The 15,022-nt window shown below is 46.5% G+C and carries 18 protein-coding genes; 7 read left to right on the forward strand and 11 right to left on the reverse strand.

Going from position 1 to position 15,022, the window contains the following annotated elements; translation table 11 throughout:
- The first annotated feature begins 104 nt into the window (after nt 1-104).
- The 5 genes from IX31_RS08650 to IX31_RS08665 all read left to right on the forward strand — a co-directional run bounded on the left by IX31_RS08650 (nt 105) and on the right by IX31_RS08665 (nt 3,667).
- Entirely contained in the window at nt 105-395 is a 291-nt protein-coding gene (locus tag IX31_RS08650; protein ID WP_051880639.1) for a helix-turn-helix domain-containing protein, read from the forward strand.
- Between the two features lie 237 nt (nt 396-632).
- Complete coding sequence (locus IX31_RS08655; protein ID WP_157837365.1) at nt 633-1,727, forward strand: GGDEF domain-containing protein; 1,095 nt, start codon at nt 633-635, stop codon at nt 1,725-1,727.
- Between the two features lie 166 nt (nt 1,728-1,893).
- Nucleotides 1,894-2,298, forward strand: coding sequence for a hypothetical protein (locus tag IX31_RS08660; RefSeq protein WP_034457342.1), 405 nt, complete (start codon nt 1,894-1,896; stop codon nt 2,296-2,298).
- Nucleotides 2,299-2,513: 215 nt separating this feature from the next.
- Nucleotides 2,514-2,666 (forward strand): hypothetical protein, encoded by a 153-nt coding sequence (locus IX31_RS23410; RefSeq protein ID WP_157837366.1) that lies wholly within the window; start codon nt 2,514-2,516, stop codon nt 2,664-2,666.
- 140 nt (nt 2,667-2,806) lie between these two features.
- Nucleotides 2,807-3,667 carry a PA4780 family RIO1-like protein kinase gene (locus IX31_RS08665; protein ID WP_034457343.1) on the forward strand — a complete coding sequence of 287 codons (861 nt, stop codon included), beginning with the start codon at nt 2,807-2,809 and terminating at the stop codon, nt 3,665-3,667.
- A 289-nt stretch (nt 3,668-3,956) separates the two neighbouring features.
- Here the strand turns inward: IX31_RS08665 and IX31_RS08670 are convergent, their stop codons facing one another.
- The 11 genes from IX31_RS08670 to IX31_RS22790 all read right to left on the reverse strand — a co-directional run bounded on the left by IX31_RS08670 (nt 3,957) and on the right by IX31_RS22790 (nt 13,102).
- The gene (locus IX31_RS08670; RefSeq protein WP_034457344.1) at nt 3,957-4,226 is read right to left on the reverse strand and encodes a hypothetical protein; all 270 of its coding nucleotides are present in this window, start codon (nt 4,224-4,226) and stop codon (nt 3,957-3,959) included.
- Nucleotides 4,227-4,309: 83 nt separating this feature from the next.
- Complete coding sequence (locus tag IX31_RS08675) at nt 4,310-5,461, reverse strand: hypothetical protein (RefSeq protein ID WP_051880641.1); 1,152 nt, start codon at nt 5,459-5,461, stop codon at nt 4,310-4,312.
- Between the two features lie 52 nt (nt 5,462-5,513).
- Nucleotides 5,514-6,440 (reverse strand): putative lateral flagellar export/assembly protein LafU, encoded by a 927-nt coding sequence (lafU, locus tag IX31_RS08680; RefSeq protein ID WP_034457345.1) that lies wholly within the window; start codon nt 6,438-6,440, stop codon nt 5,514-5,516.
- Entirely contained in the window at nt 6,440-7,303 is an 864-nt protein-coding gene (gene motA, locus IX31_RS08685) for a flagellar motor stator protein MotA (RefSeq protein WP_034457346.1), read from the reverse strand. The genes lafU and motA overlap by 1 nt, the downstream gene beginning before the upstream one ends.
- Nucleotides 7,304-7,310: 7 nt before the next feature.
- Entirely contained in the window at nt 7,311-8,009 is a 699-nt protein-coding gene (locus IX31_RS08690) for a FliA/WhiG family RNA polymerase sigma factor (RefSeq protein WP_034457347.1), read from the reverse strand.
- A gap of 20 nt (nt 8,010-8,029) precedes the next feature.
- Entirely contained in the window at nt 8,030-8,521 is a 492-nt protein-coding gene (locus tag IX31_RS08695; RefSeq protein ID WP_034457348.1) for a flagellar basal body-associated FliL family protein, read from the reverse strand.
- Between the two features lie 16 nt (nt 8,522-8,537).
- Nucleotides 8,538-9,587 (reverse strand): flagellar hook-length control protein FliK, encoded by a 1,050-nt coding sequence (locus IX31_RS22050; protein ID WP_051880642.1) that lies wholly within the window; start codon nt 9,585-9,587, stop codon nt 8,538-8,540.
- A complete protein-coding gene (fliT, locus tag IX31_RS08705; RefSeq protein ID WP_157837367.1) occupies nt 9,580-9,921 on the reverse strand; it encodes a flagellar protein FliT in 342 nt (113 codons plus the stop codon). Before fliT ends, IX31_RS22050 begins: the two co-directional genes overlap by 8 nt.
- Nucleotides 9,896-10,291, reverse strand: a complete 396-nt coding sequence (gene fliS, locus IX31_RS08710; protein WP_034457350.1) for a flagellar export chaperone FliS — start codon at nt 10,289-10,291, stop codon at nt 9,896-9,898. Before fliS ends, fliT begins: the two co-directional genes overlap by 26 nt.
- 14 nt (nt 10,292-10,305) lie before the next feature.
- Nucleotides 10,306-11,610 carry a flagellar filament capping protein FliD gene (gene fliD / locus IX31_RS08715; protein WP_034457352.1) on the reverse strand — a complete coding sequence of 435 codons (1,305 nt, stop codon included), beginning with the start codon at nt 11,608-11,610 and terminating at the stop codon, nt 10,306-10,308.
- A 298-nt stretch (nt 11,611-11,908) separates the two neighbouring features.
- Nucleotides 11,909-13,102 (reverse strand): flagellin N-terminal helical domain-containing protein, encoded by a 1,194-nt coding sequence (locus IX31_RS22790; RefSeq protein ID WP_034457353.1) that lies wholly within the window; start codon nt 13,100-13,102, stop codon nt 11,909-11,911.
- Between the two features lie 578 nt (nt 13,103-13,680).
- On the opposite strand from IX31_RS22790, the gene IX31_RS08725 reads away from it, so the two are divergent.
- Both IX31_RS08725 and IX31_RS08730 read left to right on the forward strand, forming a co-directional pair.
- A complete protein-coding gene (locus IX31_RS08725) occupies nt 13,681-14,580 on the forward strand; it encodes a winged helix-turn-helix domain-containing protein (RefSeq protein ID WP_241767179.1) in 900 nt (299 codons plus the stop codon).
- The gene (locus IX31_RS08730; protein WP_034457356.1) at nt 14,552-15,019 is read left to right on the forward strand and encodes a hypothetical protein; all 468 of its coding nucleotides are present in this window, start codon (nt 14,552-14,554) and stop codon (nt 15,017-15,019) included. Before IX31_RS08725 ends, IX31_RS08730 begins: the two co-directional genes overlap by 29 nt.
- Nucleotides 15,020-15,022 lie beyond the last annotated feature (3 nt).

Raw genomic sequence — 15,022 nt, forward strand, 5'->3', positions numbered from 1 at the left:
CTGGCCGGTGTCCTTGTAGGCCGGTACTGCGAACCCTGTCTGGGCTACCACCAAAAGAGTTTCGCAGCTCCGGTGGTAGTCGTTATCACTACAAGGAGATGTAAATGACACTTTCACACAGCCCCACCTTCCTACCTTTTCAATCAGACTGGCACAAAGCCGATATCATCGCCGCACTGCATAAAAAAGGCACTTCACTGGCTGCCGAATCACGCGCAGCAGGATTAAGTTCCACAACTCTTGCCAATGCGCTGATACGCCCATGGGCGAAAGGGGAACTGATAATAAGCAAAGCCATTGGCGTACCCGTCGAAACCATCTGGCCGAGCCGCTACTTTAATCCCCAAACCAACGAGCCGATCGTCAGGCTAATGCGCACACGTCATCCGAAATAAACGATTAGCGTCATCTACCAGAATCTCTGCGTAGGTGACGCTGTGATTAGCTTGAATGATTTCAGAAGAAGAAATGAAAATATTACAGGTGTATTTTCAACGATGATCAGAATAATGCATATAACACCGCCAGAATCATTACCCTATAAAGAACTTGTGATATTATAAGAGTGTTTTTGTATAAAAAAACCAAATGTTAACAAACACAAGCAAATGAAAAAAAAGAGTAATTATATTATGAATTATGATGATGCCATTGGTGAAGAGAGACGCAAAATGATCTCTCTCAGTGGCGCATGGTTTATTGTTGTGACATTAACATTGTCTGCCTTTGTTTTGTTTTATGCCTATTTCCTGGATGACAACAAATATATAACAGCAAATATTTACAGTAAGAATTTTGCATTTATTTATGTATTATTTATATCCACATTATGGGTTGTTCGCACATTAAACCCTTCTTATCTCGATAAAAACTGGATGAGAAACGCATCAATACTCATTTTTATTAATGGAATGATATGGGGAGGCGTCGTTTTTTGTTATATCATGGAGAACCGTCTTCTCGGGCCAGTTTTTCTTTGCTTAATTGTATTATTTTGTGGTGTAGTATCTGGTTATACATTAAAACTTATTACTGTTTACTGCTTACCTATTTTTAGTTCATTATTGCTGGCGACATTTTTAAAAAATGGATTACTTCAAACCGTATATATGTCGATTATACTCTCAGGGGTTTGGTTCATTATCAAAACCAGCGATTCTTTAATTAAAAAAAGGATAAATAAGGAGATTGCGACTTCATTAATTTTAGAAAAAAAAGCATATAATGCACACCATTATGCCCAAACAGATTATCTGACAGGTGTTTTTAATCGACGTGGTTTTGAGAACGAGTTTAAAAAAGCAGTTTCTAATTGTTTGATTCAACAAAAACCCTTTGCAATCATACTTGTTGATATCGATTTCTTTAAGAAGATAAATGACACTTTTGGTCATATTGCTGGCGATGACTGTCTTATTACGGTTGCTGATAAAATCAAAAGCTGTATTAAATTTTACGCATCCAGTGTTTCTCGCTATGGCGGAGATGAATTTATTATCATCATCAATGATGCAACCTCTGCAAAGGTCGAGATGATTTGTCATGATATCAAAAAATCCATTAATGAAAGTAGCTTAAAATTGATAGGGGAAAGGTGCATTTCAGTCACTCAAGGTGCGGCTATTTGCAATAATATCAAGAGTGTAAATGATATTATCAATTATGCAGATAAGGCTCTTTATGAGGCAAAGGAAAATGGAAGAAACTGCTACCGAATCGCTGAATAACTCCTATCTACCAGAAGGAGATAATCATTCATGGTAATGACTACATCCGTAATAAGAAGAGTCAGCTGATATAGGATGGTCTATCTTTATCATGTACCGCAAAATTTATCATTATTGACTGGTGCAAACTGCTGATACGGCCCCCTTGTTTATGGAGAAGGAATTAATGAATCAGTCATCACTCCTTCCACATTCTTTCCCTATGCCAGAAATCCCGGGCGTTACCGTGACGCATGACGGGCTGCATTACCTGCAACCTGAATTGCTACTGGATTTTATTAGCGTCTCGGCGCAACCGCTCGCTTCTGTCACCCCGGTTGCTGTGCTCTACGCCGATATCGGTGTCTTACAGCGCATTGATTTACGTAAAATCCCTGTCCCTATCAAAGGGCGCATTGTTTACCCTGTTAGTTCTCAGGCACTTCCCAGTCTGCGCGCAAGGCTCATCATTAACGGGCCGTTCAAGAAGCTAAAATTCCAGGGCACTCTGATTGCTGCAACGACGGAACCGTCGGTGCAAAACATGACGCTCATTGGCCTGGCGCTAGAATTTACAACCCTTCAGTCCTGACTTATGGCGACGTCCCACAGCCATAAATTCAGAAACGACAACGGACCAAATCACACCCTACAATGACTGAATTGTGGGCTCTGTCTCACTCTTAACGCTATGTTACGCCCTACACAAAAACGGGCTATAAACCGATTTCCCCCTCTCTTAATTCGGGTTACAATCAATTGATTACTGTATAAATGAACAGTTTAATTGCTATGATCTGGCTTTAAATGGCGAAAAGATTGGTCGAACTGGGTAACCTGGATGTGCGGGGTCTCGATTTACAAGGTGTTAAACGGGATAATTATCAGCTAGCCCAAATGATAGAACGCCTGGGAATCACAATTATCGGCCAGGCTCGCTGTATGGTATATGTTCAGTAAAATGTTCGTCTGCAGACAAGCAATAAAATACATATAGTTACGTTATCCCTACCGATTCCGCCAGAAAATCATCCACATTTTCACGTATCATCAACGGTGTTATTGGTACGAAAAGCGGCTGAAATAAGGTATAAAGCGGCATGAAAATCCCAAATAGAATCCAACCGCTGGTTGATGATGGCCTGATCGACGATGTGCTTCAACGGCTGAAAAGCGGCAAGGAAGCTGACGTTTACACCGTTTTATGCGGTGACAAGATCCAATGTGCCAAAGTGTACAAAGAAGCTACACAACGTAGCTTTAAACAGGCTGTGCAGTATCAGGAAGGGCGAAAAGTCCGTAATACGCGTAATGCCCGTGCGATGCAAAAAGGCTCAAAATTCGGGCGCAAGCAGCAGGAAGAAACCTGGCAGACAGCCGAGGTCGAGGCATTGTTCCGCCTTGCTAACGCCGGGGTGCGCGTACCACAGCCATATATGTGCATTGACGGCGTTCTATTGATGGAGCTGGTCACAGATGCTGAAGGCGCTGTGGCTCCACGTCTGAGTGATGTGACTCTGGATGAAGAGAGCGCTGTCGCTGATTTCAATACCATGATCCGCAATATCGTGCGCATGTTGTGTGCAGGCATTGTGCATGGCGATTTGTCAGAGTTTAACGTGCTGCTTGATGCGCAAGGGCCAGTTATTATCGATTTGCCTCAAGCCGTCGATGCCGCCGCAAACAACCATGCTGAATCTATGTTTGAACGTGATGTGAATAACATCACCGAATACTACGGCCAGTTCGCACCGCATCTGCTTCAGACACGGTATGCAAAAGAGATCTGGGCGTTATATGAAGATGGGAAATTAACCCCGGAAACACCGCTCACCGGTCTTTTCGTTGAAGAAATTCATGACGTGGATATGGATTCATTGATTGATGAAATCATTACCGCAGAGGATGAGTATTACGATCGTCAGCGGGCAGCCAAAGAACGCGACCAGCAGTACGAGTGATGGGGTTAAAAGTGGCTGGCGTGGAAAAATAACCATCAAGGTATAAATATTGGATATCGAAACGGTTATTTACGCAGTTTATAGCCGTCATATTTCACGTTGTTGATGCGTTGGCTACTCCTCTTCGCTCCAGTCACCAGATTAACTATGCTCATTGCACTATGAGCCTCTTCCATGAGGCTCACCCTTCAGGGCAGCGCTTGCCGCCTGCCCATAACTCGAATTATTTTGGGTATATATTTGTCATAATTGAGAGGGTATGAATGTGCAGAGTAAGAAATATAAAAGGTTAAACTGATTTAGGTATGAGGTTTTCGCTGACGCTGTAATCCAATAAATGCCAGTTAAGAGTTTGCCCCGAGTGATAAGGCATAACACTTCCTTTCTCAACACTGACGACCTCCGTCATCGCATTGACAGCAGCACTCCACACACCGCTTTGTTGGCAGATTGTTCCGCTGTACTGGGTATAGCCTAATGGCTTCCGGCTCTCGCCCTCCTGAGAACCGTCAACATTGAAGCCAGAACCATAATGATAAAGGGAACTGTCTATCTTCATTATGTAACCTCCTGGAAATTAATAAGTGGCTACTAATAAATGCGACACAATTCTTGAACAAATTAATACCGTGGGGAAACTTTTTAAACACCAACTTTGCGTGATTTTACTGATGTCACAGTAGCTATTTTTAGCTCTTCAAAGCGACGGGAGCCTTCCGTATATCCCCACGCCGCCACAAGCTCAGCTTTACCAGGAATGTTTGTTGCTTCGCCACCCGCCTGAAGAACAATTTTTGCTGCTTGCAGCCGTTGACTTAATGACTGACGTAACGCTTTTAATTCCGTCGGGCTCATTAAACTTGCCTGCATAGAGAACACTGATTTGCCTGGTATCGCCTGGGCGATGGTTTGAGGCGTCTGTTTGGTTCCGGGAAGGTTCTCAAGCCCCAGGGCTGAAAATATCCCACTGCTAATCACGTTTTCATCAAACGGGATGGTGCCGTTTTCATGGCGAATAATCGCTTTGCTTAATGCACTCAATACCGAGGGAGCAGTAAGATCCAGCCGTTGATGAGGAGAAACCCCCAGAGCCTGGCTTACTTTGCTGATATAGCTGGAAGTGTCGTTGTTGTCTGAAGCTGGGGCCCAACGGGAAATCACCTTGCTAATGGTATCCAGCCCGCGACGATGGTAAGAAAGCAGGTTCATCCCCAGTGCGCGTATACCGTGTTCCGGGGATGAAAACTTAGCAAAACGCCCGTCATTGCCCGTTTGCCCCTGCCATTCAAATAGCTCACTGGCTTCGAGATTGCCCGGATTATTGTTACGAATGCCGCGAATATTCCCCGCATCCGCGGCACGCGCCGTTAGGCCGTTCTCACGGACTTCACGCGTTGCTGTGCGTGAAACAGTTTGCCCGCTTTCGTTCCAGGGTTTGCCAGTGCGGCTGTTTTTACGCAGCGATAACCGTTTCATGAGGGAGATTTGCTTTTCGCTCCATCCCTGGCTTTTGGCAAATTTCACCAATTGTTCAAGCGTTGGCGTTGTGCTGGCTGTCGAAACAGGACGAGCCGTTTCAGAGCGTGGTGGTGGAGCCGCAGCTTTCACATTTTCCGCTTGTTGTTTTTGTAAGGCGGAAAGCGCCTGCTGAAAAGATGCCGTACTGGCAGGCGCCGTGCTTACGCTTTTAGCAGGCTCAGTATTTGCCGCAAAGGCTGCAACAACCGGCTTTTCCACAGGCGAAAGGGTATTTTTTGCTTGTTGGCGGTAATAATACTGGGCAATAACCGACATGAGTTCCTCTCAAAATACGCCGGCGGGATCCCTGATACCGCCGGAAAGCAAATTAGTGCGCAGTTTTAGAACCACTCACAGGTTGCACCACATCCACACCGTGTGTACCAAAGAATTGATATAGCGAGTCCGCAGCCGCGTGGGTTAACACCATGATCTCAATGCGGCGATTCGCCGCACTAAGTGGTTGATCCGGTTTAAGCAGCATTTTGTCTGCCATCGCATTCACCTGAATCACTTTGTCTCCCGCCATTCCGCCTTGCTCTAACGCTATTCGCGCAGCCAGGGCGCGGTCACCAGACAAATTCCAGTTGTTATAACGCGTCTGATCCCGATACATGGAAGAGTCCGTATGGCCGGTGATGATCACTTTGTTATCAATTTTATTAAATACCGGTGCTAGCTGAGTCAATAAACGCTGGAAGAAGGGTGTCAGGATCGCACTACTACGCTGGAACATTTCCCGTTTCTGATCGTCCTGAATCAAAATCCGTAACCCCTGGGGAATAATTTCCATCTCAAGGTTTGATTGCGCGTCAAAAGCTTTCGTGATTTCCGTAATGACGCGCGCCAACTCGATCATTTCCTGTTGTGAGCGTTTGTTCACATCTTCCAGCGACTCCGCTGATTTGCTCGCCTGAGCCAGTTGTTCAAGCTGATGGGTCAGCTCTTCCGTGGACTGTGCTCCACCCTGCATGCCGGGCATGATCATATTCGGGCCATTAATCGCTTTCCCACCGGAAGAGAGCGGCGACACCACCATGCCATCAAAAATAGATTCGCCTGTAAGTCTTGCAACCACCTCTTTACGCTCTTCTTCGGTCACCGAACTCATGATCCACAGCACCATAAACAGGGCCATCATGGCGAGAGTAAAGTCTGCAAACGCCACTTTCCACGCGCCACCGTGCGGTGCGTGATGTTCGCGGCGTGAAGCGCGTTTTATGATCGTGGTGTGCGCCTGTTTCTTGCTACGCATCAACCTTCACCAATCAGTTCATTAACCCAACCATCAAGGGTGGCAAACGTGGGTTTAGTATCCATTGGCAGCATTTTACGCCCGGCGTCCACGGCCAGCAGCGTCGGTTTCCCGGCTACCTGGTTCACCAGCACCGTACGCACACATTCAAGACCAGCCATCTGTTTTTTAGTCTGCTGTTCCATAGCGTTAGCTAATGGGTCAAGCAGGCAGTAACAGATGAATACGCCGAGGAAGGTCCCCACCAGAGCCGCCGCCACTTTCACACCGATAATTGCAATAGAACCGTCGATGGATTGCATGGTGATGATAATGCCCAGTACCGCTGCGCAAATCCCAAAGCCAGGCATGGCTTCTGCTGTACGCTGCATTGAGCGAGAGGGTCTGAGAAGCTCTTCCTCCATCGCGCCCAGTTCCTGTTCAAGAATGCCCTCTAACTCATGCTCGTTAATCTTGCCCATCGCCATCAAACGGAAGTTATCGGAGATAAAGGTAATCAACGCGTGATCTTCAAGCACTAGCGGGTACTTGAGAAATAACTCACTTTTTTCAGGCACTTCAATGTGTTCATCCAACACTTTCAGCCCGCCGTCCTGAACCAGTTCCAGCAGTTCATAGAGCAGCATTAGCAACTGGCGCTGATATTCGGCGGTATAGCTATTTTTGCGCATAGCGCTTTTGACCTGACGCCACATCTCGATCAACACCGGTTTCGGGTTAGCCAACACTAAAGCCCCGATCCCGGCACCAATAATAATCAACAGTTCGCCCGGCACCCAAAATGCGGCCAGTCGTCCACCTGATTCAAGAAAGCCGCCCACTACACAGCCAAAAATGATCAATAGTCCTAGTAATTTTTGCATTGCTGTCTCACTGCGCTACGGCGTCTTTAATTTTTTGCGTGATTTTCTTATTCAGCTGGCAAATCCTGGCCTCGGTGAGATCCAGAACCAGCGCGATTTCTTTCAGGCTCATTTCATGTTGGTAATACAGACTCAGGATCAGCTGTTCGCGCTCATCAAGCCCGGCCAGAGCCGCACGCAATGAATCGCTGATAATGATTTCATCTTCCAGATTACGGCTGTTAAAGCTGAGGTCAGAATCCGTGGTGAGCATGTCATCAAGGCTATGGATAGCACTGGCGCTATCGAGCAATAAATACTCCTGATACTCTTCAGGAGTGATCTCCAGATGTTGCTTTATCTCTTCAAATTCAACTTCTTTACCAAGTTTGCGGCTGAGCTCTCTGATAGCGTCATTGAGCTTGTGCGCTTTCTGGCGCAAACGACGAGGCCGCCAGTCCAGCACGCGTAACTCATCAAGTATCGCGCCGCGTACTCGTTGAGCCGCAAAAGCGGCAAACTGCTCATCAGGTCTGCCGTAGCGGCGCAGCGAACTGAGCAAACCCATCAGGGCAATTTGCTGCATATCTTCGCTGTCGATAACGCTCTGAGCCTGCCATGAAAGCTGTTTTACAACTCGCTTTACCAAAGGCAGATATTGGGAAACGTAACGCGACTCTTCCGCGGGCGTTAGCGTTTCACTGGAGATAAAGGTGCTGCATTCCATTGTGCGTTCCTTTCCGATCGTTACTGCAACAACATTTTGCTAATGATCACATCGTTAAATGGCATCTCGTTTTTGAGCTGTTTAAAACGCTCACGATAGGCATTCATCAATTCATCGTGTAAATCATTCACGCTCAGGGTGCGAACCAGGGCGTAATCCTTTTCGGTCAACAATGCGACGGTAGCCCCACGAATCGCAGGGATCATCATCTCGGTTTGTTTAACCGCGTCTTCTGTGGCTGCCGTTAAGGCCAGCTCAAGCAACATGTAGCGCTCTTTGCCACCATCATTTTTCAGGGTGATCATGATGTTGTTAATTTCAACAAACAGGACCTGAGTCTCTTCTTCAGACGAAGAAAACATCTCTTTGACTTTGTGCCAGGATGACGGCGCGGGCACCGCATCAGGTTCAGCGGCTTCCGTCGGCTTAGCAAAGTGCATCGTTCCCATCACGGCCAGCACAGAAGAGATAAGGGCGATTGCCAGAGCCATCGAAAAGGTTTTAATCGTCATAGTGTTAGTCAACTTCTTATACTGTCATCAAAATAGATTTATCGTCCCGAGAGCGAGTCTCGCGCGTGTTATCCGGTTGTTCATTTGCCAGAATGAGTTCATTTTCACGGCCAGCATGGTGCTGACGCTGACCTGGTTGTTGCTGCTGATTCTGGTTCGACAAACGGACGTCAACATCAACAAAATGCTGTTCCGTCAGCGCCTGGCGTAGTTCGTTACTCACTTGCTGTAATGCCCGATAAACGTCGCTTTGCCCGGCGTTTATTTGCACCTGAATTTTCCCGGCCTCTATCTGCACAACAATCTCGATCCGCCCCATATCAGGCGGATCGAGGCGGATTGTTGCATGCTGAATCTGGTTATTAATTTGCAGATTCAAACGTTCGCCTAACGCATGTTGCAGCTGCGTTGATAATGGCTGGCCGCTGCCATCGACACGCATCGGGGCGTTAACCTGCGCCTGTGGTTGCCCGGCGGAGATAACAGGAATATTGGGCGCCGGTGCCGTGTTCAGTCCCGCCAGGCGTAGTGTTTCTGCCGTTACCGGGGTGAAGGATTTTTTAGGCACCACAACTTCTGCGGGTTCCGTCGAAGCAACCCGAACATGGCGCAGATATGCATCAGGCGCGTGCGCCGTAGTCTGCATGTCCATTGAGGCAGGCTCGGTGTTATCCGCCTGTACTTGCACATTGAGCGGGCGAACGACCGGCTGCTCTGCTGCTGGCAACACGACTGGCGCAGTCATGAGCATCGGCACATCACGGTTTACCAAAGTCGCCAAAAATTGCTGGGCCATTTGCTCAACTTGCTCATCCGGCAGTTCTGGCAGAAGTGCATCCAGCGCGACATCTTCTTGCACTTCAACAACCTCTTCGTCCGTGGTGATTGAAACCGAGCTTGTGGCTAACAGCAGTTCTTCAAATAACATCTCGCCAGCATTTATATGCTGCGTTTCATCGACTTCCAGCACAGACGTTGTTGCCAGAGGCAGCAACGTCTGTGGGTATGCAGACTGCTGAAGTAAACTCCCGGAGTCCGATGCCGTGTATGAGAGAAAATCACTCATTGACGACCCTTCCCTCATCCAGTTCTCTATCCATAAACTGAGCGTAAGAAAGCGCCCCTTCACGCTGATTGCGCTGTTGAGTCATTTCTTTACTCAGCTCATCGCGTTTCTGGCGTACTTGCTGATGCACCTGCTGATGGACTTTCTGGAGTTTGTTTAGCGCTTCGCGCTTTTGTTCGCTAATTTCGCGGCCATGCAGGCTGATAAGCAATGCGGAGATATCGCTATCCAGTTGCTGGATTTTTTCCCAGTCCTGGCGCTTGCCTGCCGCTGCCAGCACACGCATCTGCCAGTCAAGTAGCTGCAAATCATCCATGGCGTTTACCCATTTCATCCCAGCCTTCGCGCAGTTCACCGAGGATGGTTTCAACTTCTTCAATGGCAGAAACAGAGAGGTTATTGCTGCCGTCGTATAAGCGATAAACGCAGTAGTCGTATAAATTCGCGAGATTTTTTGCCAGCTCCCCACCTTTCTCGTAGTCCAGCGCACTGGTCAATGCATTGAGAATATCAATGCATTTATTGATGCTTTGAGCTTTGCGTTCGTAGCGTTTTGCTTCGATATGGCTTTTCGCTCGCACCAGCTCATCGGTTAAACCGTTAAAGAGCATAAGCACCAATTGATGTGGCGTTGCCGCAGCGACCTGTGCTGCCATATCGGACTGGTAATACTCGCCGTAGCCTTCTTCACTGTTTCCGTACATTTCCGTCTCCTTCCTTAGACTAAGCCAAACATACTGGCGGTGTTGTTCATCTGCTGTAACACGCTCTGCATGCGGGTGAACTGCTGCAAATAGCGGTTATAGGCTGTGTCATAACGGGTGCTGATTTTGTCACTGCGATCGCTTAATTCCGTTTCACGACGGCGGTTGGTTTCTTCGCGGCTTTTGATGTCGCCGTTAGAGATGTTGAGCAGCCGGTCCATGGATTTATCCATTTTTTTCAGTAAGCCATCGTTGCCGTTAAACAGCGCATTAAGCTTGCCAGGATCGTCTGTCAGCTTCTCTTTTAGCTTGTCGCTGTCGAGTTTTAGCTTGCCGTCTTTATCAGCGGACAGGCCAAACTGGGTGATATCGAGCCCGTCGATGGATGTGCGCAGCATGCTATTGAGTTCACGACGCAAACTGCTGATGCTGGCGTCGCCAGCAAAAGCGCCGCGATCGGTGCTGCTGGTACCCGAAGTGGTGAGTGAACCTAAAGAGGTCACTAGTTTGTTATAAGCACTGACAAATGCGTTCACCTGAGATTCGGTTTCTTTGGAATCCACGCCGACATTGATACGCAGTAAAGCATCGCCACTTTTATGCGCCTGGTTAACTTCAAGCGTTACGCCATCAATCAAATCAGTAAAGGTGTTAGTGCTATTGGTGATCTTCATTCCGCTAGCCTGGTCGCCGAGATAAACAACGGCATCCTGGGCTGCTGAAATAGTGCGTACGCTGCCACTCATGGCTGCTGGCTCGCCTGTCAGAGTGATAGCATTTTCTGCACCGCTTTTATCGCTGCTAAGCATCAGGCGCACTTCGCCGCCAGTGCGTACCAGTGATGCGGTCACGCCCGGATTACCATCCTTGCCGTTAATCGCTTTTGCCAGACCCGCCAGGTTTTCAACACCGTCCATATCGATATCAATCGATTTACCATTAAGCTCAATGGTCATGCTGCCTGTCGCATTTTTGACGTCATCATCTTTCAGGCCGTCATAGGCTAGCTGATGCGAAGAGGCGAGTTGTTCAATAAACAGGTTATAGGTGCCTTTGCGCGCATCGGAGGTGGTGGTAGCAGTGGCCATATTCTCAACGCTCATACTGGCGCTGGTTTTCAGCATCCCGCTGCTGCTTTTATTCAGATTGGTGAGCGCGGTGCGAAAATCCGTCAGGTTACTTTTCAGCGATTTGAGCGCGTTTTGCTGCGCGGTCAAGCGAGCTTTTTGCGTTTTAAGTTGGCTTTGCAGCGTTTGTACATCAAAGCCGGCAAGCTGGGTCGCCATTGACTGCGGGTCAATGCTGCTGAAATCGGTCATGCTTCCTCCCTGGCATAGAGCTATGTCCTGAAGTTATTGATAGCAATAGTTATGCCAATTTTTAATTTGTTTTAATTCAATGAGTTAAATCGAGATGGGAAATACATCTTCCGCATGAGCGGAAGCGGTATTGAAACTCATGGCAAACATCTTCGTAGGTCGGATAAGCACAGCGTCATCCGACGCCACTGGCGCAAAGGGTGGATGGCGCTTTGCTTATCCACCCTACAAAATCTGTTTAGTGCCATTTGTCAGCAATGTAAAACACCGCCGAAGCGGTGTTTTAATCGGGAAAGGATTAGCCCAGCAGGGACATCACCATACCGGACATGCTATTTGCTTGTTTCAGCATGGACATACTGGTCTGCGCCAGCATCTGGTTACGGGTCATATTAGTGGCTTCGGTGGCGAAATCCGCATCGCGGATATTGCCCAGCGCCAGGGTGGTGGTGTCTTTCATGTTAGACAGGTTTGCTGCTGTGTGGCCCAGGCGGTTGATATTGGAACCTAGAGCTGAACGTACAGAACCGATTGACTCAAGTGCTTTTTCGATAGTGGTGATCCCGGAGTTATCTCCGTTGGTCAAATCAACTGCACCTACCCCTGCGCTTTCAGAATATTGCTTCGCAGCAACTTCTTCGATAGCTTTTAGAGGAACGAATGCAACCTGGGCATCGTTATAGGTCTTCGTAAGGCCAGTACCAGCATCACCAATTTCAACTTTTATAGCAGCAATTTTATCTGTAATCGCTTGAGGTACATTAGCTGGAAGGTCAAACCCACCAGCAATATCTTCATATGATTTTAATTCTGTATTCTTGGCGTCCAATGCTTTTTTTGCGTCATTATATATATTTTCTGGACCCTTTAAATCATTCCTTGCCTTTTCTAATGCTTTTCCTTTCTGAGTAGCATCAGCAGTGAGACCAAAAGTATTTGCTAAATCTTTAATCAAATTTTTGCTACTATCGCCATAGCTCGTCAGATCAAATGTTAATGTTTCTGCAGCACTGGCACCAATCTGGAATGACATGGATTGACCCAACTTGGAAGTCGCCGTGTCACCATCTGTACCAAAAATCAGTTTTTCGCCACCAAATGAGGTGTTGGTCAGAATATTTTTTAGTTCTGCATTTAACTGATCAACTTCACCTTGCAAGGCTGTACGATCGTCTACACTATTCGTGGCATTAGCAGACTGCGTCGCCAAATCCTTCATACGGTAAAGAATATTAGTCACTTCATCGAATGCACCTTCTGCTGTTTGCAGCATCGCTGTCGCATCGGCAACGTTACGCTGAGCAACGCCCATACCGTTAACCTGGCCCTGTAAACGGGTGGCAATTTGCAGGCCAGCCGCATCATCAGCCGCAGAGTTAATACGTTTACCGGTACCCAGGCGTTCCATCGCTGTAGACAGGATGCTGTTAGATTTGTTCAGAGCGTTGGTGGAAGACATTGCCGCGCCGCTGGTGAAAATTGAAAGTGCCATGTTGTTCTCTCCTTGAGGATTATGCTTTTAGGCAGTGTTTGCCTGTGTACTAAGAGAAAACGACACGCTTGATATAGAAATTAAATGCCTATGAAAAAAATATTCATATGAAGTTTATTTCATTTCATCTGAGCGACGAATAAGTGAAACCGGAAAGAATAATTTCCACAAAATTGGACATTGTTAAAGTGAACGCATTAGATATAACAATGCGACAAATTTATCTTCGGACTTAAACTCCAACTAATAAAAAATGCATAATTTTATATAAATCCCATCATTTTATTTAACAGATGGAATTTATTTCAAAAAATACATTTAACTAACTGTATTTAAATGGTTTTTTATTTTAATGCATATTTAAAATACATCAAATATAATAGCCACACAAAAACAACCGCATACTTAATAACTGAAGATTTTTACTATCAGCAAATCATAAACATTAGCTAAAACCACTATGAAAGCCCCCGAAAAACGAGCATGTAAACCTGTTTTTCCTATCTATTTGTAATTGATATAGCACACCTAAAACTTTAAAATTTATGAGTAAACCTCGCTATTCTGTTAATAACTGGTTGCTGGATTTCACATCAGGCGCCATTATCCATCGTCAGTCCGGGGAAATCCGTCGGCTCGGTGAATATCAGCTCAAGTTATTAGATTGTCTAATTGAGCATGCCGGGCAAACTTTATCACGCAATGAACTGACGAGCCTGGTATGGGAACGCAGAGTGATTGGTGATAACAGTTTGTCGAATGCCATTCACGCCCTGCGCGCAGCACTCGAGGATGACGGTAAGCAACAGCGGGTAATCAAAACGATTCCAAAGAAGGGCTATCTGCTTGATCCTGAATTTTGCCAGCTGATCGAACCAGAAGCGGACATTGTTTCTTCGCCTGCACCTGTTTCAAACACAACAAAATTGCCTGAAGGAAAATACTTAATACAGCCGGAGATGTCAGAAACAGTCACAACGAATACTGTTTCTGTGAATGACGAGATTACGGTGCCTTTGGCTGCTAAGCGCATAGGTTATTCCTTGCCTCCATGGTCAGTCCTGTCATTGTTATTATTGATTTGCGTGATAACACTCAGCGCCTGGTTAATATTTTTCCACAAGAATTGCGACGAAATGGTCGCTCAAGAGCAACAAAAAAATCAGTACAGCAACATCCGGGTTTTCCGCATAGCCGCCGCCGTAGATGAGATGAACGATGAGGACATCGTTAAATTAAAACCCACGCTTAAAGCATTGAATCAAGAGCTTATCGCCCATGATGCCTGGATGACGGTTTATTACAGAACCGATGAACAGGTGCTGAATTACACCTTCTCCATTGAAACCACCTGTGCTAACCAGCAACTGGCAATGACGCTTTATCACTGGCGGATTGATAACCTGAAACTCACTAACACCATTTTTGGCGAGACCGAGAGAAAATTAAATGAAATGGCCGTTTGTACGAAACCTTAATCTCACGCTGGCCGCAATCCTGATTGCTCTACTTTTTGGTGGCATATCACATCTGCATGCCAGCTCTGCGAAAGCTAAAAGTAGCCCGATAAAAGGAACAATGGAGATAGGTTTTTACGATTTAATGTCCGATCAGCGCGAAGTGTATCAGGCGCAGATCATGGATATGGATGAAGCACTGCTGTTCACATTAACGCGCAAAGATGATGCGATGTTTGTACTTCGCGGCAAGCTTGATGAAGTTATCCGTAAGCGTGGACGCGTGTTTTATGACTACGTCCCCATTCGTTATAGCAATCCAGGAAACCACAAACTGATTTTCAGTTTTATCGATTTCCTGCGCCATAACACAGTGTGGGTTTACCCAATGACCGTGAACAAAAAACCGTTAGTCATTGGGCAAAGTGGGATGATGCTTTTGTTTCCCCTGAGTCAGTGATGG

This window comes from Buttiauxella noackiae (genome assembly GCF_000737905.1).
Taxonomy (GTDB): domain Bacteria; phylum Pseudomonadota; class Gammaproteobacteria; order Enterobacterales; family Enterobacteriaceae; genus Buttiauxella; species Buttiauxella noackiae.